This window comes from Pseudomonas caspiana, assembly GCF_040224095.2.
Lineage (GTDB): Bacteria > Pseudomonadota > Gammaproteobacteria > Pseudomonadales > Pseudomonadaceae > Aquipseudomonas > Aquipseudomonas caspiana.
In genome coordinates this window covers 3,601,234-3,618,593 of record NZ_CP167995.1, presented here as the reverse complement: position 1 = coordinate 3,618,593, position 17,360 = coordinate 3,601,234, and the positions used below count along the sequence as shown (strand labels likewise).

Below are 17,360 nucleotides of genomic sequence, written 5' to 3'. Positions count from 1 at the left end.
GTATCCGAACATGCCAAAGATGAAGACTAAAAGTGGTGCAGCTAAGCGGTTTTTGAAAACTGCTAACGGCATCAAGCACAAACACGCTTTCAAGAGCCACATCCTGACCAAAATGTCGACCAAGCGTAAGCGTCAACTGCGCGGTAGCAGCTTGCTGCATCCGTCTGACGTGGCAAAAGTCGAGCGCATGCTGCGCCTTCGTTAATTTTGATCAAGAATAGAGGAAGTAACTCATGGCTCGTGTAAAGCGTGGCGTCATTGCCCGTAAGCGTCACAAAAAAATTCTGAAACTTGCTAAAGGCTACTACGGCGCGCGTTCACGCGTATTCCGTGTTGCCAAGCAAGCGGTAATCAAGGCAGGCCAATACGCCTACCGTGACCGTCGTCAGAAAAAACGTCAGTTCCGCGCTCTGTGGATCGCTCGTATCAACGCTGGTGCTCGTATCAACGGTCTGTCCTACAGCCGTTTCATCGCCGGCCTGAAAAAAGCGTCCATCGAGATCGACCGTAAGGTTCTGGCTGATCTGGCAGTGAACGAAAAAGCGGCGTTTGCTGCGATTGTCGAGAAAGCTAAAGCCACTTTGGCCTAAGTCCCCGACAATCACCGGGCTCCAGTTTCTGGGGTTCGGTGTTAAACGTCATAAATAGGGGAAGAGCCTTAAAAGCTCTTCCCCTATTTCGTATCTGGAGTCTGTACATGGAAAACCTGGACGCGCTGGTCTCGCAAGCTCTTGAGGCTGTGCAGAGCGCTGAAGATATCAATGCCCTGGAGCAAATCCGGGTTCAATACCTTGGCAAGAAAGGTGAGTTGACTCAGGTGATGAAGACCCTGGGGAATTTGCCTGCAGAAGAGCGTCCGCAAGTTGGCGCCCTGATCAACGTCGCCAAGGAGCGTGTCACAGAGGTTCTCAATACTCGCAAGGCGCAGTTCGAGGAGGCGGATCTTGCCGCCAAACTTGCCGCCGAGTCCATTGACGTGACCCTGCCTGGCCGCGGCCAGACCTCAGGCGGTCTGCATCCTGTTACCCGTACTCTGGAACGCATCGAACAATTCTTCACCCACATTGGCTACGGCATTGCCGAAGGTCCTGAGGTGGAAGACGATTACCACAACTTCGAAGCGCTCAACATCCCAGGCCACCACCCGGCCCGGTCGATGCACGATACCTTCTACTTCAATGCGAACATGCTGCTGCGCACCCATACCTCCCCGGTACAGGTCCGCACTATGGAATCACAGCGTCCGCCGATCCGCATTGTCTGCCCGGGTCGCGTGTACCGCAGCGATTCCGATATTACTCACTCGCCGATGTTCCATCAGGTCGAAGGCCTGCTGGTTGATCGCGACATCAACTTCGCCGACCTCAAAGGCACTATCGAAGAGTTTCTGCGCGTGTTCTTCGAAAAAGAACTGGCCGTGCGTTTCCGTCCGTCCTACTTCCCGTTCACCGAGCCTTCCGCTGAAGTCGACATGGAATGTGTGATGTGCAGCGGCAAAGGCTGCCGTGTCTGCAAGCAGACTGGCTGGCTGGAAGTGATGGGCTGCGGCATGGTTCACCCGAACGTGCTGCGTATGTCTGGCATTGACCCTGAAGAGTTCTCGGGCTTTGCCTTCGGCATGGGCGTGGAGCGTCTGGCCATGCTGCGTTACGGCGTCAACGACTTGCGTCTGTTCTTCGACAACGACTTGCGGTTCCTCGCGCAATTTCGCTGAGGCGCTTCGCCACAGCCTGCCACTGGCCGCTGTCGCAGAGCACCGGAGTCGCCCGTAACGCATTTTTTTGGAGAGCAGGATGAAATTCAGTGAACAATGGTTGCGCGGCTGGGTAAGCCCGCAAGTATCCCGCGACGAGCTGGTTGCTCGTTTATCGATGGCCGGCCTTGAAGTCGACAGCGTCACTCCGGCTGCTGGTGTATTCAGCGGCGTAATCGTCGGCGAAGTGCTGAGCACCGAGCAACACCCCGATGCCGACAAGCTGCGCGTATGTCAGGTCAGCAACGGTTCGGAAACCTTTCAGGTCGTCTGCGGCGCGCCCAACGTGCGTCCGGGTCTGAAGATTCCATTCGCCATGATCGGTGCCGAGTTGCCGGGCGATTTCAAGATTAAGAAAGCCAAGCTGCGTGGCGTCGAATCCAACGGCATGCTGTGCTCCCAATCCGAGCTGCAAGTGGGTGAGGGCAATGACGGTTTGATGGAGCTGCCAGCCGATGCGCCGGTGGGTGAAGACTTCCGTGTGTACCTTGAGCTGGATGATGCCAGCATCGAAGTCGACCTGACGCCAAACCGTGGCGACTGCCTGTCGCTGGCGGGTCTGGCTCGTGAAGTCGGTGCGCTCTACGCGGCTCCGGTGACTGTCCCGGCTGTTGCCGCTGTTCCTGTGACACACGATGAAGTGCGTCCGGTCGAAGTCTTGGCCACTAACGCCTGCCCGCGTTACCTCGGTCGTGTGATTCGCAATGTAGACCTGTCGCTTCCTACCCCGTTGTGGATGGTTGAGCGTCTGCGTCGTTCCGATATTCGCAGCATCGATGCCGTGGTCGACATCACCAACTATGTGATGATCGAACTGGGTCAGCCGCTGCACGCGTTTGATCTGGCCGAAATCCACGGTGGCATTCGTGTGCGCATGGCAGAAGAGGGCGAGAAGCTCGTTCTGCTGGACGGTCAGGAAGTCAGCCTGCGTGCAGATACGCTGGTTATCGCTGACCACCAGCGTGCTCTGGCCATCGCCGGTGTGATGGGCGGGGAGCACAGCGGTGTTTCCAGCACGACTCGTGACGTATTCCTCGAAAGCGCGTTCTTCGACCAGATCGCCGTCGCGGGCAAGGCCCGTTCGTATGGCCTGCACACCGATGCTTCGCATCGCTACGAGCGCGGTGTTGACTGGCAACTGGCGCGCAAAGCCATGGAGCGGGCCACTGGCCTGCTGCTGGAAATCACTGGTGGCGAGGCTGGACCGGTCATTGAGGCTGTCAGCGAAAAAGATCTGCCGTCGATCGCGCCTGTGACGCTGCGTGCCGAGCGTATCGAGCAGATGTTGGGCCTGAAAATGGACCCTGCTGAAGTTGAAGGTCTGTTGACCGGCCTGGGCTTGACCGTTTCCTCTGAAGCGGCAGGACAGTGGCGCGTTGAAGTCCCAAGTCATCGCTTCGATATCAGCCTTGAAGTCGACCTGATCGAAGAGTTGGCCCGTTTGTACGGTTACAACCGCCTGCCGGTTCGTTATCCGCAGGCGCGTCTGGCACCGCAAGCCAAAGCTGAGGCTCGTAGCAATCTGCCTGAGCTGCGTCGCCTGTTGGTCGCTCGCGGCTATCAGGAAGCGATCACTTATAGCTTCATCGATCCCAAGCAGTTCGAGCTGTTCAGCCCTGGCGCTGAGCCGTTGCTGCTGGCAAACGCGATCTCCAATGACATGGCTGCGATGCGCGCCTCGTTGTGGCCGGGTCTGGTCAAGTCTTTGCAACACAACCTCAACCGTCAGCAGGATCGTGTCCGTCTGTTCGAAAGCGGCCTGCGCTTTGTCGGTCAACTGGACGGTTTGAAGCAGGAGCCGATGCTGGCCGGTGTTGTGTGTGGCAGTCGTATGCCCGAAGGATGGGCGCAGGGCCGTGATGTAGTCGACTTCTTCGACGTCAAGGCGGATGTTGAAGCCATTCTGGGCTTCGCGGGTGCGCTCAATGCATTCACTTTTGTGCCGGGCAAGCATCCTGCGTTGCACCCTGGCCAGACTGCTCGCATTGAGCGCGACGGTCGTGAAGTAGGGTACGTCGGCGCTATTCACCCTGAGTTGTCGAAAACGTTGGGTCTGGATCGTCCAGTCTTCGTATTCGAGCTGATTCTGGCTGAAGTGGCACTGGGTAAAATGCCTGAATTCCAGGAGTTATCGCGCTTTCCTGAAGTTCGGCGTGACCTGGCGTTGCTGGCTGATGAGGGTGTTCCAGCCACCGCAGTTCTTGACGTTATTCGAGAAAATGCAGGCGAATGGCTCACAGACCTCAGGCTATTTGACGTTTATCAGGGTAAAGGCATTGATCCGCATAGAAAAAGCCTTGCAGTTGGCTTGACCTGGCAGCATCCATCGCGCACTCTTAACGACGATGAGGTCAATGCGGCAACGCATAAAATCCTCACCTCACTCGAGGAAAGGTTAAACGCCACGTTAAGGAAGTAGCGTATGGGGGCTCTGACGAAAGCTGAGATGGCCGAACGTCTGTACGAAGAGCTGGGCCTGAATAAACGAGAAGCCAAGGAATTGGTGGAGCTGTTCTTCGAGGAAATCAGGCACGCTCTGGAAGATAACGAACAGGTCAAATTGTCCGGTTTCGGCAATTTTGACCTGCGAGATAAACGCCAGCGGCCTGGTAGAAATCCGAAGACCGGGGAAGAAATTCCTATCACGGCTCGCCGTGTTGTCACGTTCCGTCCAGGGCAGAAGTTGAAGGCCCGAGTTGAGGCTTATGCTGGAACCAAGTCATAACGACGAGTTACCGCCGATCCCAGGCAAACGCTACTTCACCATTGGCGAGGTAAGCGAACTCTGCGCGGTGAAACCGCACGTTTTGCGCTATTGGGAACAGGAATTTCCTCAACTCAACCCCGTTAAACGACGCGGTAACCGCCGGTATTATCAACGCGAAGACGTGTTGATGATCCGGCAGATCCGCGGCTTGCTCTACGAGCAAGGCTTCACCATTGGTGGTGCGCGGTTGCGCATGACTAGCGGCGAACCCAAGGATGACGCCCAGGAATACAAGCAATTGATCCAGCAAATGATCGTAGAGCTGGAAGACGTTCTGGTGGTACTGGGCAAGTAGAAATCGCCCGGATACTTCCATAATTCAAAAGCTTAGGTTATATTCCTCGAAGTTTTCGCATCATGCGAAATCTGATACACGCCTAGTCGGGGCGTAGCGCAGCCCGGTAGCGCACTTGCATGGGGTGCAAGGGGTCGAGTGTTCGAATCACTCCGTCCCGACCATTTAATTCAATGACTTAGCCACCTTCGGGTGGCTTTTTCATTTCTGTCCATAGAGAGTTTTGCGGGGCTACCCGATTTTTCACGCCTGCCTCCTCTTCAGAATTGTCAGCACGGGACCACGCGAATCCGTTGCCGAAACTATGTTCTCAGCTTCAATCAAATGCCCGCGCTCAACGCTGGAGCAATCGCTGGCGATGCTGCCGTTCCTATGTCCGGGCAACGCTTTCCGCTCTTCCTCGGTCACGCCAGCGGCGCGCAGTGTTCCTCCGAAAGAGCCCCCATTTTATGCGAGGCTTCCTGCGCACTGGTGATGCCGTTGCGCTTCCTGGCAGTTCCATTTCTTGGAATCCAGGCGGTATCTCATTACAACCCCGCTTTTGCTCAAAGGATGGATATGTTCCCTAAGCATTTGCGCTGGTTGTTCATGATCTGTGCGGTTGGAAACTTGTTCGTCATGCTGTTCACCGGATTGCAGGTCTACAGTGGTACAGCGTCACCCTCTCAACTGATCGTGCCCATTGTAATGATTGTGCTGTTTGGCTGGATGTTCACGCAGTCGACGAAGACGAAGTAGGGCTTTCGATCACGTTTTCATCGTCCTGGTCTGAATTGCTCAGAATGTTCCGCACTCCGTGCTCGTAAATCTCCCGCGCCACGCCGAAAACAAATTTGCTGCCTGGCCTCGTTCGGAGAGCGTCAGCGTTGCGTGTTACCTTATTGAGATCAATAACCGAGCATGGACTCAGGAATGCCAGCGCTAGCTAGAAACCTCGTATTTATCTTATTTCCCCTGTCCCTGGCCGCATTGGGCTACTCCGTTGAAGGATTCCGAGATAATCCTGCGGATGCTTCAGGTGCTTACGGGCTTCCGCCTGTTGTGATGTATTTCGTATCACTGATGGCGGTTGGAACCCTTTCACTATGTTTGGCTGGTCTCGGCAAGCTGTTGGAGCGTCAGTTGGCACTCAGTAGTGGTAAGAAAGTAGTGCTGCGGGTGCTGTGCTATTTGCCGTTGTTGTTGTCAGCATGTCTGACCGCTTTGGTCAGTGCGACATACGCACTGAACTCTACGGCCGGCTTTGTTGCGCTCATTCTTTCGCTGATTTCAGCGGCCAGCGTTTTGTACTGGCTATCACGTGGGCCAGCCGCGAATCGGAGGTAGCAGATTGGCGATTGTTTTGTAATAAGCCCGGCCGAAGCACTGGGCTTTTGTGTTTCCAATCTCCGCCCGTCGGACGCTCGGCACTTGGTCGCCGGTAAGGCTCTCCCAATCATATGCGCAGACATCCTGCGCCCTGACGGGAGAATCATGATGGAGATAGAAAACAACGGGCCAGAAGCCGCTTATCCAGGTCCAGACCAGAAAGGTGTTGATACCGGTGCCGACCACGACTCTGGCCTGAATCAAGCGGCCTCCGAGCCGAAGCAGGGTACAGGCGAAAAGCCAGAAGACTGGAATCCTCCAGCGGGTAATCCCGGGTCGGATCAGGATGCTCAGACAGGTCGCGACAACGGCGGCGCCTAACGCGGCCAAGATATTCGAGTAACCTTACTCAAGCCCAGGCACTGATCTGGGCTTTTTCGTTTCTGGTTCATTCACACCCATTGCTCCGAGCTGCGAGTGCTGCAGTATCTGATGCAAATTCCCTCGGAACCTCTGATCGTCAAGTTCAGGGAGGGCTCATTCGTTCCTACCGTTTGGCTAAAGTCTCGAACGATTAATCACAGGCTACTTCCAGTAAACATACCCAACACCGTGTTGGGCATTGGAGGTGATCATGAACACTGACACAACGCTTCAAGGTGGCATGGGCGGAGTCGACCCGATGCCTACTTCTCCAGCTCCTCTGAGTCCGGGCCGCACTGACGTGAACCCTAGCGACCAGCCTGGGGTTGATGAACTCCCGGGCAACGAAGGGGAGATTCCGCTGGATACAAATGACGACGCACCGGTTCAGGAAGAAATGACAGATATGGACGTCGACAATGCTGAGATGAATGACGAACCAAATCCTCGTTAAATCTCAAAAAAGCCCGGTCCTTCGCCGGGCTTCTGCTATTTCCAAGGCTATTAAGCCAAGGACCATTCGACGTGAGTTATACCTAAACGCTTTGGTTAGGGCTGGCTGATCTCCGGTACTTTGTCGTTGCGATACCTAGGGGATTAACCAAAACCTGCGTCAACAGCACACCAGTGTCATGCATCGGCGATATCCATTCTCGACACGGTTAGAGAGAACGTTTTGTTCGGCCCGTTTACCCTACTGACCTGGGCCCAGTCACTACCTGGCTGGGCGGTATTGGCTACCTCATCCCCTCTGTTGTATGCCCGAAATTCTGCGTTGAACCTTTAAGGAGCTCGGCCTGTTTGGATGGTGAGTAATAAGGGAGAAGGTTTTTGACCAGCCTGGTCCGGGATCATATGGCATCTGTGGTGCGAGGAAAACGGGCCCTTATGAGCGGCAACCCGCTGTTCGGGCTTGATTGTTCTCCGCTACCCGGTTGTTCAATCCCACCCAAGGCATCGCCCTGCAAGGACCACATCACAGCTGATGTCCTCGGCCAGCGGCGTATGTTTCTGCGGGCTTACTTACGGACAAGGCGGGATGAAAATTCTTACACTAATCCATGCCAAACGGACCACGGAGTGACGCTTTCCAGAACAAAAACTCTTCAAAAAAGACTCAGCGGCGTGTCTGCCGTCGGGTCCGGCTAGCAACTATGCTGAAGATGGTGTTTCATGCGGTCGAATTTTCAGGATTGTCGGACAATGAGACTGGACGAGCAGTATTTCGAGGATTTTCGGTGCGTTGCCTGCAACTGCAATCCTTTTGACCCAAGCGATGGGACTACCAGCGGCCTGTTTGGAATTGAGGATCTGGTTGGCGAACAATGTGCAGGGTGCGGCCATTCAATGAGCCTTGATGACCTTGAGGCGATGACTCATGCGGCAGAACTTCACATGATCAGATCGCTGTTCTCTCCGGGCTGAAGGCTGCTTCATACGCCGCAGACTTGGAGATGACCCGCATTTTTGCTCAATCTTGATCGGCATAGCCTGAGTCAGGCTATGCCGATCAAGATTGAAGGTTGTATTTTAAGACTTGTCTTAAATCCACAACATCCTCTCCTTATTAAGATGTAAGCGTTCCCCCGGCGGCCAGGGCAACTCAACTCAATCCGTAAAGCAGTCTGGGTCGTCGGGGGAGCATCGATTTTTGGTTTTGTAAGTCTTAGGATGCGCTACAACGCTAATTCATCCTGAGGATACGCAAACCCCCATGCACGCATCCAGACCCTTACCCTCCAGTCAAACCACACTCCGTAACAGACTTCAAAGCGGCGTCATCGAATTGCCGGTGCATTACATGCGCGGTGGTACGTCGACGGGTGTTGTGATCTGGGAGCCGTTGTTGCCCAGTGACGAAGGGTTGCGTGCGGAGTTGCTGCGTCACCTGATGGGTGTCCCCCAATCTGGAAATCAACCGGGTAATCGCCAGATCACCGGCTTGGGGCGAGGGCCTGCCACCAGTAATAAAGTATTCCTGGCAAGGATAGAAGAAACACCTACAGGTCCTCGGATTGTGAGCACGCTGGCGCAGTTGGCCAGCGATCACAGCGCCATCGACTGGAGTGTGAACTGCGGCAACATGTCGTCTGCTTTGCCGCTCTGGGCCATTGATAGCGGGCTGATAGAAGCACCCGCCAGCGGCGTGTTTGAGGTTGAAATCAAAAACACCAATACCGGCGTCGTGACGTTTGCGCGGATGTATCGCGACGACCAGGGGCGTTTCATAAATGCTGAAATTCCGGGCGTCCAGGGCGCATTCCCCAGTGTGGACCTGTTTCTCCAGTCTCCCGTAGGCAACAAGACCGGTGCGTTTTTACCGACGGGCAATGTGCTGGACACGATCAGTGGACACGACGTTTCCTGTGTCGATGTTGCGGTGCCAATGGTGATTGCCGACGCGGCCAGTTTCGGCAAGACCGGCCATGAACCCATCTCGGAGCTTGAAGCTGACCCGACCTTCATGGCGCAGCTAAGGCAAGTCTGGATTGAGGCGGGTCTCAAAATGAAACTTCGCCGTCGCGACGGTGAGCTCATGAGCCTCACAGACCTCGAGCGAAGCGAGACCGTACCCAAGGTGTGTATCGTTGGAGCTCCGCGTCACGGCGGCAACATCGCCGTTCGTTACTTCACGCCTCAGACCGGCCATGCGTCGATGGCCGTTTCCGGCGGCTGCTGTCTGGCCGCGGCTTGCCTGCTTCCGGGGACAGTTGCCTATAAAGTCGCAGTGGGCATTGCTCAGCCTGGCGCTGAGTTTTCAGACATCGAAGTGAGCATCGAGAATCCGGCTGGCAAACTGGATACAACGGTCAGCGCCAGAACCGAAGGCAGTCGCATCGACGTCAAAGCCGCTGCGTATCGCCGAAGCGCTCAAATACTGATGCGCGGATATGCACCGTTGTACAGAGCTTCTGCCGGGTTGATCGAAGCAATGGGGGAGAGGGCTCAGGACTAGAAGCAGCAAATTACAGGCAAAAGAAAAGCCCGCGATGGGGATCAACGGGCTTAAAGTCATGAAGGAGCTGGGTTAAACATACGGGGCAGGGCGTGAAAAAGTCGTGAATATTTTGTGCAGTGTTTTTCACATAACTTGCTTTGCCTTCGTGCGTCACCGACCCTCGCCATATATCCCGTTCAGGATCACAAGCTCAAACACTGCCACGATAATGCACAGGGTCACGAACCCTGCGCTGAAAACAAATTTTCGGTTCGATGAGTAATCGCCGGTCCACGATCCCTCTATGAAAAAGCTGACTATCAATAGACAGGCCAACAGTGCCCGGCCCTCGGTCTTTTCCGTGAATCCTCTGCGTTCCCATTGGGCCATCTGACCAATCCGTACCTGTTTTAGCCTGGCGCAGATTCTACACCGTCAATACCGCGGTATGGATTAGCTATTACGCACCATGCGATAGTTAAAATATTGTCATCGTGAGAAAGTTCAATCGGTTAGCATCGCGACGACCAAACAGTGTGCTTCCCACATTGAGAAAGGACTATCAGATGTTCACCAGAGCCCTCGTTCCGCTGATGTTGGTTGCATCGATAAGCCAGGCGGCGCCAACTGTGAAAATTTTCAACTGGACGGATTATTTCGCGCCGGACACGCTGAAGAACTTCCAGAAAGAAACCGGTATTGCCTCCACTTATGACACTTACTCGCGTAACGAGGCGCTCGACGAAGTGCTCAAAGCCCGAAACTCCGGTTACGACATTGTGGTGCCGTCGAGTCATTTTCTGGCCAGGCAGATCCAGCGCGGGGACCTGCAGAAACTGGATAAAAGCCAACTGCCTAACTGGAAGAACCTGAATCCGGTTCTACTTCAGGCGTTGGCAGGGGTTGATCCAGGTAACGCCTATGCGTTCCCGTATCTGTGGGGCACGACGGGGATCGGTTACAACGCTGATAAGGTCCAGGCTGTGCTTGGTAAAGATGCACCGTTTACCTCTTGGGATGTGATCTTCAAGCCCGAAAACATCAAGAAGCTGTCCCAATGCGGGATCGCCATGGTCGACAGTGCCGCCAGTGTGGTGCCCATTGCACTTAACTATTTGAACCTGTCGCCAGACAGCAAAAATGCGGCTGATTATCCTGAGGCCAAAGCGGCTTTGCTCGCCATTCGCCCCTATGTACGCTATTTCAACTCAACGGATTACATCGCGGATCTGGCCAGCGGCAAGATTTGTGTCGCGGTCGGTTATTCAGGGGACGTCATGTTGGCGCAGCATCAGGCGCAGGATGCAGGCAAAGGGGTGGATATCCGCTACGCATTGCCCAAGGAGGGCTCGCCGATGTGGTTTGACATGATGGCCATGCCCGCAGATGCACCCGATAAAAAAGCCGCTTACGCCTTCATGAACTACATGCTCGATCCGAAGGTGATCAGTAGCGTTTCCAACTACCTGCATTATCCGAACGGCAATGATAAGTCCGAAGCATTGGTTGAGCCCTCTGTGCACAACAACATTGCCATCTATCCAGATGCGGATACGCTCAGCAGCTTGTTCGCTCTGCAGGCAATACCTCCAGATATTGAGACGCTAAGGGCGCGAGTCTGGGCTGAAGCCAAAGCCGGTCAGTGATCTTTGTGATCACTGGCGATTTTGCCGCGCCTGCTGCATCAACCAGTCGCGAAAAAGCAATGCGTGCTGTTGTCGGGATTTACGCTCTGGGCTGACCACCCAATATGATTCCCCCGAGCGTACCGGATTGCCAAATGGCATGTGAAGTTCGCCCCGTTGCAGTTCCCGTTCGACGTAATGGATGGGCACCACCGCAAGCCCCAGGCCGCTGACGGCGGCACTGATGAGCATCTCGCTCTGGGAAAATCGCACGCCCTGAATCAGCCCCGTACCGACGCACCCCGAAGCGCGCAGCCACTGCAGCCACAGGCTGGGTCTGCTTGCGTTTTGCAGCGTGGGTATTTTGGAGAAGTCCAGCTGGTCCCGGGTTTCGCCCAGAGGAATCAATCTGGGTGATGCCACTACGACTAATTCCTCAGCAAACAACTCCTGTGCTCTGGCCTCGCTCCATGCGCCTGTGCCGCGCATGATGGTGATATCGAAGCGGCAGGTCTTGAAGTCAATATCGGCCTCGATCGGATTGACCTCAACGGGTATTTCCGGTGCTTGCCGAACGAAGTTTTCCAGCCGTGGCGCGAGCCAGCGGGACACGAAGGTCGGATTGGCGCCGATCATCAACGAAGCATCCGCTTTGCGGCCGCGCACCAGATCAATGGAGACTTCTTCGAGCCGGTTAAGCATTGGCACCACATCCTGAACATACTTGCTGCCTGCATCGGTGAGGATCAGACGGGAACCCGAGCGCTCGAACAGGCGCATGCCCAGGAACTGTTCGAGATTGGTGATCTGGCGACTGACACCGCTTTGCGTCACAGCCAGATCCTCCGCCGCCCGGGTGAAGTTCAAATGCCGTGCCGATGCTTCAAAAGCCTGCAACGCAGAGAGCGAGGGTAAAAATCGGCGCATGGCATTGATCCTGAGTGAGGGCACCATGATTTTTAGTCATGACGAAACCATTTTTCAAGGCTTCAGTTGTAAAAAGCTTTGTGTCATCAATAGGTCATGCAAATCTGTGCCCGGTCTGAAGGCTCGGTCATACGCGACACCCGGCGCATCCACGCATCGCAGACAGCCTGCGCCTGGATACAGATTGATTACGCAGCACTGAGCAGAAGTCATCTGCCAACAATAAGTCGAACAGCGCAGCGACACTGTCGAATGCGCCGTCCAATCGACAATTGCGTCACCTGTCTTTTTTCGACTGCCAGTCAGATTTTCGCGAGATGATGAGTTCAAAACATCACAAATGGCCCAGAAAAAGGAACGCTTTGCATGATTACGCGCAGAAGATTCACCAAGCTTTTTGGGGCTACCGTTATCAGCGCGTCGACGGGGCTTGTTTCACTGAGTGCCAAAGCAGACAGCTCACTTGAGCGCGTGAAATCCTCAGGCGTCTTGCGTATCGGCTCCATCGCCGATGGCGCGCCTTATTATCAGAAGAGCCTGACCGGCGGCCCATGGCGCGGCTTCTACATCGACATCTGTCAAAAGCTTGCCGATGATCTGGGCGTGAAGCTCTCGATTCTGGAAACCACCTGGGGTAACTCGGTGCTGGATTTGCAGGCCGGCAAGATCGACGTGTTCTTCGGGCTGAACCCTACGCCAGAGCGACAGAAAGTCATCGACTTCTCCGGTCCTGTATTCAAGAACTCGTTCACGTTCATTGCCAAAAAATCGGTCACGGCAAAGACCTGGGATGAATTCAACACTGCCGATATGCGCATCAGCGTCGATGCAGGCTCCTCTCACGACAGTGCAGTGACCCGACTTGCGCCAAACGCTACGGTCTCACGCCTTAAAACCGCCAGTGACGCCACGGCAGCGCTGCAATCCGGCCGTGTTGATGCGCAATGCCTGGTGATGGTTCTGGCGCTTGCCCTGCGAGCGAAGAATCCGGCGATCGGTCAACTGATTGTGCCAACGCCCATTAACTCCACCACCTCCAACGCCGGCTTCCGTCGCGAAGAAGATACTTCCTGGCGCGAATTTGTTGATGCATGGATCACCGAGCATCGTGCCAACGGCTTCATCAAGGACGCGATCATGCGCAACATGGAACTGGTCAAAGTCACCGTGAAAGACTTCCCGGAAGGCTTTGAAATCTGAACCCCCTTTCTTGTTGATCGGGCAGCTTTCAAACCTGTGTATTTGATGTGTTAGGTGACGTGGGGTTTTGACATGTACGAGTGGGATTTTTCCGCACTCTGGGAATATCGCTGGCTACTGCTTGAAGGCCTTGGTCTGACAGTGTCTTTTACCGCTGCCATCGTGGTGGGCGGGTTGGTCATTGGATTGTTGGCGGCAATGGGGCTGCTGTCTCGTTTTGCGCTGGTGCGGACTTTCGCACTGATGTTCACAGAGGTCTTTCGCTGCACACCCGTGTTGGTGCAGCTGATCTGGTTCTACTACGCGCTGCCGATTCTGGCGGGTGTCGAGATGACGCCGATTACCGCCTCGCTACTGGCCTTGTCCTGTTATGGCGGTGCGTTCTACGCCGAGATCATTCGCGGTGGCATTGTCTCCATCGAGGCAGGGCAGCGCGAGGCGGGCGGGGCGTTGGGCATGACGCCGATGCTGACCATGCGGCGGATCATTCTGCCCCAGGCGATCAGGCGCATGATTCCTGCGCTGATGAACCAGTCGATCATGCAATTCAAAAATACCTCGCTGGTGTCGGTGTTGGCCGTGCCCGACCTGGTGTACCAGGGGCAGATGATTGCCCACGACAGCTTTCGTCCGCTTGAGACGTATTCGGCGGTGGCCGTCGCTTACTTTCTGATCCTGTTTCCGCTCACCCTGATCGTGCGCTATCGCGAGAAGAAACACGGAGCCATCCAATAATGTCCGCGAAACCAAAGATCGAAATCACCGAGCTGCGCAAAAGTTTCGGTGCGCTGGAGGTGTTGAAGAACATCAATTTCAAGGTCGAGGAGGGCGGTGTTGTTTCTTTGATAGGCCCTTCCGGATCGGGCAAATCGACGCTCCTTCGCTCCATCAATTTGCTGGTTGAACCCGATGCGGGCGAAATCCGCGTGGGGGACACCACTTTTCTTTTCGGTCAGGGGCATCGGCCGCCGGGCACTAAAGAGCTTGCGGCTTTCAGGGCAAGAACCGGGATGGTCTTCCAGAACTTCAACCTTTTTCCGCACATGAGTGTGCTGGAAAATGTCATGGAAGCGCCGGTTCATGTGCGTCGCCTGAGCAAGGGCGTGGCACGCGATCTGGCCATGGCGCAGCTGGAAAAAGTCGGCCTGGCTGACCGTGCACAGCAAATGCCCAAGACTCTGTCTGGTGGCCAGATGCAGCGCGTGGCCATTGCCCGGGCGCTGGCGATGGAACCTGAAGTGATGCTGTTCGATGAGGCCACTTCAGCGCTGGACCCTGAATTGGTGGGCGAGGTGCTGGCCACGATGCAAAGGCTGGCGGCCGATGGCATGACCATGGTCATCGTCACTCACGAAATCGCTTTTGCTCGTGAGGTGGCTGACCGAGTGGTGTTCATGCGTGACGGCTACGTGGTCGAGGAAGGACCAGCGCGCGAGACCATCGACAACCCGCGTGAAGACGCGACGCGTAATTTCCTCAACCATTTTCATAAAGGTAGCGGCGCCCGTTGATCAGGGCCTGACCGATTTAAACAGACATTAATCGTGCCCAGTCTCTGATTTTTCAGGCTGCGCTGCGGGCGGAGGAGTCATGACCATGACAAACGAAAGCATTCAAAGGCTGCGGGTCTTTTTGATTGAAAGCCCGATCAAAATGGCGCGGCTTCAGGGCGTGGGTAACGTCAAAGGCAGCGTGAAACGTGTGCTGGTGGAACTGACCTCGACCTCCGGCATTGTCGGCTGGGGAGAGGCTGCGCCCTGGGAAGTTTTCACCGGTACGGCCGAGGGGGCGTTTGCCGCCATCGACACTTATTTGCGCCCACTGGTAATAGGGGCAAACATCCGCTCGATCCGCGCCACAACATTGGCCATGGACACTGCGCTGGTCGGTCACGGTGAAGCCAAACTCGCCATTGAGACAGCGATGTTCGACATCCTCGGCAAATCCTGCGGGCTGTCGGTTGCCGACCTATTGGGCGGCAGAGTACGCAACAGCATTCCCCTTTCGTTCTCGATTGCCGACCCCGATTTTGACGCTGACATGGACCGCATGCGGGCGATGGTTCCTGCGGGTAACCGCATATTCAAGGTCAAGACCGGGGTCAAATCCCACGCTGAAGACATGGCCCACCTGGACGCCATGCGCAGCGAGTTCGGCAACTCGATAGATCTGCGCCTTGACTATAACCAGGCGCTGGCGCCCTTTGGTGCGATCAGTATCCTGCGTGACGTCGACCAGTTTCGTCCAACCTTCATTGAGCAGCCTGTCCCTCGCAGTTGCCTGGCGGCCATGGCGTCTTTTGCCGACGCGCTGGATACGCCGATTCTCGCTGACGAGAGCTGCTTTGATGCGCGCGATCTGATGGAGATCATCCGTCTTGGCGCGGCGGATGCGATTTCGGTGAAACTGATGAAGGCTGGGGGAATACTCAAAGCACAAGGGATCATGGCCATTGCCGACACCGTGCATATTCCGGCTTATGGCGGCACCTTGTGGGAGGGTGGTATCGCGCTGGCCGCAGGCACTCAGTTCATCGCCGCGACGCCGGGTATGTCGCTGGGCTGCGAGTTCTACATGCCTCACCACGTACTGACCGAGGATGTACTGGAGGAGCGCATTCCCAACCGTGACGGTGCCGTGATCGTTCCGACTGGGCCCGGCCTTGGCATTTCGGTCTCAGAGTCATCACTGCGCGGCAATGCGCGCATCCTGGCTGAACGATGAGCAGCGCATCCGTCATGAATAAGAACGCGGCAGAACCAGCCCGGCATATCGTGGTTATTGGCGGCGGTATCGTCGGTGCGTGCACGGCCCTGGCGTTGCTGAAGGATAGCCACCGGGTGACGCTCCTGGAGCCCGCAGAGCTTGGCGGTGAGCAAGCCGCGAGTTACGGCAATGGCGCGTTCCTGAGCCCGGCATCGATTATTCCGATGTCAATGCCCGGGCTCTGGAAAAAGGTCCCCGGTTTCCTGCTTGATCCTCAGGGGCCGTTCACGATTCGCTGGGAGTACCTGTTGAAACTCGCACCGTGGCTGATCCGCTTCGTCAAGGCGGGCGCAACACCCGCCAAGGCTGCCCGAACAGCCGGTATCCTTTCTACGTTGTTGTCTGATGCGCCCGCTCGACATCTGGCGCTTGCCACTGCATGCGACGTGCCGGAACTCATTCGTCAGGATGGCTTGCTCTACGTCTATCCGGACCGTGACGCTTTTGCCCAGGAGGCTTTTTCATGGCAACTAAGGCGCGACAATGGCATTCAGTGGTGGGAACTGGACGCCGATGCCCTGCATGAATTCGAGCCTGCCCTGAGTCATCGGTATACCTTCGGCGTGTTGCTCGAAAGTGGCGGTCACTGTCTCGATCCGGGGGCATATGTGCGCGGTCTGGTTAACAGCTTCACCGCGCTGGGCGGCGAGCTGATTCAGGCGCGGGCCGAGGGGTTCAACATCAGCAACGCTCGCCTGCAAAGCGTGCGTACTGACAAAGGCGCCGTCGTCTGCGATGGCGCTGTTATCAGCGCAGGTATTCACTCCAAAGTGCTCGCGAAAAGCGTAGGCGACAGGGTTTCTCTGGAAAGCGAGCGCGGTTACCACGTGCAGATCGCTCAGCCTGCCAGTGGCCCGCGCATCCCGGTAATGCCCTCTGACGGCAAGATGGCCAATACCATGACGCGCAGCGGTTTGCGTGCTTCCGGTCAGGTGGAGTTGGCCGGTGTCGATTACCCGCCGGACTGGAAGCGTGCAGACATCTTGTTGCATCACTTGCTGAAGACCTATCCCGGACTGGGCGATGATCCCACTCAATTGAACATATCCCGCTGGCAGGGCAATCGTCCTTCAACACCGGATGGGCTGCCAGTTATTGCCAAGGCAAAAGCGACGCCTGACGTCGTGCATGCCTTCGGCCATGGCCATGTCGGCCTTGCTTCGGCGCCCATGACGGCTGAAATTGTCGCGAGTCTGTTTGCCGGAGAATCGCCGCCGATCGATATCACGCCTTTCGCGGCATCGCGTTTCTGATTCAAGGAGTTCGCAACGTCGGCGGACGTAAACTGCATAAGCTTATGTTTATACGTTTCTTCAATAGTTTTCGTAAATTATTATAATTAAATGGAATTTAAAAAA

The 17,360-nt window shown here is 55.7% G+C and carries 18 protein-coding genes, 1 tRNA gene and 1 pseudogene; 18 read left to right on the top strand and 2 right to left on the bottom strand.

What is annotated here, in order from left to right:
* Positions 1-10: 10 nt before the first annotated feature.
* From rpmI to ABRP31_RS16530, 7 genes are all read left to right on the top strand, one after another.
* Entirely contained in the window at positions 11-205 is a 195-nt protein-coding gene (gene rpmI / locus ABRP31_RS16560) for a 50S ribosomal protein L35 (protein ID WP_002553160.1), read from the top strand.
* A 28-nt stretch (positions 206-233) separates the two neighbouring features.
* On the top strand, positions 234-590 hold the full coding sequence (gene rplT / locus ABRP31_RS16555; protein ID WP_007905879.1) for a 50S ribosomal protein L20: 357 nt from the start codon (positions 234-236) through the stop codon (positions 588-590).
* 107 nt (positions 591-697) lie between these two features.
* Positions 698-1,714: a phenylalanine--tRNA ligase subunit alpha gene (gene pheS, locus ABRP31_RS16550; protein ID WP_087265010.1), complete on the top strand. Its 1,017-nt coding sequence runs from the start codon at positions 698-700 to the stop codon at positions 1,712-1,714.
* A 79-nt stretch (positions 1,715-1,793) separates the two neighbouring features.
* Positions 1,794-4,172 carry a phenylalanine--tRNA ligase subunit beta gene (gene pheT / locus ABRP31_RS16545; RefSeq protein ID WP_349969368.1) on the top strand — a complete coding sequence of 793 codons (2,379 nt, stop codon included), beginning with the start codon at positions 1,794-1,796 and terminating at the stop codon, positions 4,170-4,172.
* Between the two features lie 3 nt (positions 4,173-4,175).
* Positions 4,176-4,478 (top strand): integration host factor subunit alpha, encoded by a 303-nt coding sequence (ihfA, locus tag ABRP31_RS16540; protein ID WP_002553164.1) that lies wholly within the window; start codon positions 4,176-4,178, stop codon positions 4,476-4,478.
* A complete protein-coding gene (locus ABRP31_RS16535) occupies positions 4,459-4,815 on the top strand; it encodes a MerR family transcriptional regulator (RefSeq protein ID WP_087265008.1) in 357 nt (118 codons plus the stop codon). The genes ihfA and ABRP31_RS16535 overlap by 20 nt, the downstream gene beginning before the upstream one ends.
* A gap of 87 nt (positions 4,816-4,902) precedes the next feature.
* Positions 4,903-4,979: transfer RNA gene (locus ABRP31_RS16530), tRNA-Pro, on the top strand.
* A gap of 79 nt (positions 4,980-5,058) precedes the next feature.
* Here the strand turns inward: ABRP31_RS16530 and ABRP31_RS16525 are convergent.
* Positions 5,059-5,253 (bottom strand): annotated as a pseudogene (locus tag ABRP31_RS16525) (site-specific integrase); the annotation flags it as partial.
* Positions 5,254-5,727: 474 nt separating this feature from the next.
* Between ABRP31_RS16525 and ABRP31_RS16520 the strand changes: the two are divergent.
* The 6 genes from ABRP31_RS16520 (at position 5,728) to ABRP31_RS16495 (ending at position 11,130) form a co-directional block, all read left to right on the top strand.
* Positions 5,728-6,141, top strand: a complete 414-nt coding sequence (locus tag ABRP31_RS16520; RefSeq protein ID WP_349969367.1) for a hypothetical protein — start codon at positions 5,728-5,730, stop codon at positions 6,139-6,141.
* Between the two features lie 147 nt (positions 6,142-6,288).
* Positions 6,289-6,504, top strand: a complete 216-nt coding sequence (locus ABRP31_RS16515; protein ID WP_349969365.1) for a hypothetical protein — start codon at positions 6,289-6,291, stop codon at positions 6,502-6,504.
* Between the two features lie 253 nt (positions 6,505-6,757).
* The gene (locus ABRP31_RS16510; RefSeq protein WP_349969364.1) at positions 6,758-7,000 is read left to right on the top strand and encodes a hypothetical protein; all 243 of its coding nucleotides are present in this window, start codon (positions 6,758-6,760) and stop codon (positions 6,998-7,000) included.
* A gap of 749 nt (positions 7,001-7,749) precedes the next feature.
* On the top strand, positions 7,750-7,971 hold the full coding sequence (locus tag ABRP31_RS16505; RefSeq protein ID WP_087265003.1) for a hypothetical protein: 222 nt from the start codon (positions 7,750-7,752) through the stop codon (positions 7,969-7,971).
* A 289-nt stretch (positions 7,972-8,260) separates the two neighbouring features.
* Positions 8,261-9,502: a PrpF domain-containing protein gene (locus ABRP31_RS16500; protein WP_349969363.1), complete on the top strand. Its 1,242-nt coding sequence runs from the start codon at positions 8,261-8,263 to the stop codon at positions 9,500-9,502.
* 548 nt (positions 9,503-10,050) lie between these two features.
* Positions 10,051-11,130 (top strand): polyamine ABC transporter substrate-binding protein, encoded by a 1,080-nt coding sequence (locus ABRP31_RS16495; protein WP_349969362.1) that lies wholly within the window; start codon positions 10,051-10,053, stop codon positions 11,128-11,130.
* 9 nt (positions 11,131-11,139) lie between these two features.
* On the opposite strand, the gene ABRP31_RS16490 is transcribed toward ABRP31_RS16495, so the two are convergent.
* Complete coding sequence (locus tag ABRP31_RS16490; RefSeq protein ID WP_349969361.1) at positions 11,140-12,036, bottom strand: LysR substrate-binding domain-containing protein; 897 nt, start codon at positions 12,034-12,036, stop codon at positions 11,140-11,142.
* A 366-nt stretch (positions 12,037-12,402) separates the two neighbouring features.
* On the opposite strand from ABRP31_RS16490, the gene ABRP31_RS16485 reads away from it, so the two are divergent.
* The 5 genes from ABRP31_RS16485 to ABRP31_RS16465 all read left to right on the top strand — a co-directional run bounded on the left by ABRP31_RS16485 (position 12,403) and on the right by ABRP31_RS16465 (position 17,255).
* On the top strand, positions 12,403-13,236 hold the full coding sequence (locus ABRP31_RS16485) for a transporter substrate-binding domain-containing protein (protein WP_349969360.1): 834 nt from the start codon (positions 12,403-12,405) through the stop codon (positions 13,234-13,236).
* A 72-nt stretch (positions 13,237-13,308) separates the two neighbouring features.
* Positions 13,309-13,971: an amino acid ABC transporter permease gene (locus ABRP31_RS16480; protein ID WP_349969359.1), complete on the top strand. Its 663-nt coding sequence runs from the start codon at positions 13,309-13,311 to the stop codon at positions 13,969-13,971.
* On the top strand, positions 13,971-14,747 hold the full coding sequence (locus tag ABRP31_RS16475) for an amino acid ABC transporter ATP-binding protein (RefSeq protein ID WP_349969358.1): 777 nt from the start codon (positions 13,971-13,973) through the stop codon (positions 14,745-14,747). The genes ABRP31_RS16480 and ABRP31_RS16475 overlap by 1 nt, the downstream gene beginning before the upstream one ends.
* A 79-nt stretch (positions 14,748-14,826) precedes the next feature.
* Positions 14,827-15,960, top strand: coding sequence for an enolase C-terminal domain-like protein (locus ABRP31_RS16470; RefSeq protein ID WP_349969357.1), 1,134 nt, complete (start codon positions 14,827-14,829; stop codon positions 15,958-15,960).
* A 14-nt stretch (positions 15,961-15,974) separates the two neighbouring features.
* Complete coding sequence (locus ABRP31_RS16465) at positions 15,975-17,255, top strand: FAD-dependent oxidoreductase (RefSeq protein ID WP_349969355.1); 1,281 nt, start codon at positions 15,975-15,977, stop codon at positions 17,253-17,255.
* Positions 17,256-17,360: the final 105 nt, after the last annotated feature.

Bases quoted from the DNA above. Each gene is read 5' to 3' on its own strand.
- rpmI (WP_002553160.1), top strand. From the start codon at position 11: ATGCCAAAGATGAAGACTAAAAGTGGTGCAGCTAAGCGGTTTTTGAAA.
- rplT (WP_007905879.1), top strand. From the start codon at position 234: ATGGCTCGTGTAAAGCGTGGCGTCATTGCCCGTAAGCGTCACAAAAAA.
- pheS (WP_087265010.1), top strand. From the start codon at position 698: ATGGAAAACCTGGACGCGCTGGTCTCGCAAGCTCTTGAGGCTGTGCAG.
- pheT (WP_349969368.1), top strand. From the start codon at position 1,794: ATGAAATTCAGTGAACAATGGTTGCGCGGCTGGGTAAGCCCGCAAGTA.
- ihfA (WP_002553164.1), top strand. From the start codon at position 4,176: ATGGGGGCTCTGACGAAAGCTGAGATGGCCGAACGTCTGTACGAAGAG.
- ABRP31_RS16535 (WP_087265008.1), top strand. From the start codon at position 4,459: ATGCTGGAACCAAGTCATAACGACGAGTTACCGCCGATCCCAGGCAAA.
- ABRP31_RS16520 (WP_349969367.1), top strand. From the start codon at position 5,728: ATGCCAGCGCTAGCTAGAAACCTCGTATTTATCTTATTTCCCCTGTCC.
- ABRP31_RS16515 (WP_349969365.1), top strand. From the start codon at position 6,289: ATGATGGAGATAGAAAACAACGGGCCAGAAGCCGCTTATCCAGGTCCA.
- ABRP31_RS16510 (WP_349969364.1), top strand. From the start codon at position 6,758: ATGAACACTGACACAACGCTTCAAGGTGGCATGGGCGGAGTCGACCCG.
- ABRP31_RS16505 (WP_087265003.1), top strand. From the start codon at position 7,750: ATGAGACTGGACGAGCAGTATTTCGAGGATTTTCGGTGCGTTGCCTGC.
- ABRP31_RS16500 (WP_349969363.1), top strand. From the start codon at position 8,261: ATGCACGCATCCAGACCCTTACCCTCCAGTCAAACCACACTCCGTAAC.
- ABRP31_RS16495 (WP_349969362.1), top strand. From the start codon at position 10,051: ATGTTCACCAGAGCCCTCGTTCCGCTGATGTTGGTTGCATCGATAAGC.
- ABRP31_RS16490 (WP_349969361.1), bottom strand. From the start codon at position 12,036: ATGCGCCGATTTTTACCCTCGCTCTCTGCGTTGCAGGCTTTTGAAGCA.
- ABRP31_RS16485 (WP_349969360.1), top strand. From the start codon at position 12,403: ATGATTACGCGCAGAAGATTCACCAAGCTTTTTGGGGCTACCGTTATC.
- ABRP31_RS16480 (WP_349969359.1), top strand. From the start codon at position 13,309: ATGTACGAGTGGGATTTTTCCGCACTCTGGGAATATCGCTGGCTACTG.
- ABRP31_RS16475 (WP_349969358.1), top strand. From the start codon at position 13,971: ATGTCCGCGAAACCAAAGATCGAAATCACCGAGCTGCGCAAAAGTTTC.
- ABRP31_RS16470 (WP_349969357.1), top strand. From the start codon at position 14,827: ATGACCATGACAAACGAAAGCATTCAAAGGCTGCGGGTCTTTTTGATT.
- ABRP31_RS16465 (WP_349969355.1), top strand. From the start codon at position 15,975: ATGAATAAGAACGCGGCAGAACCAGCCCGGCATATCGTGGTTATTGGC.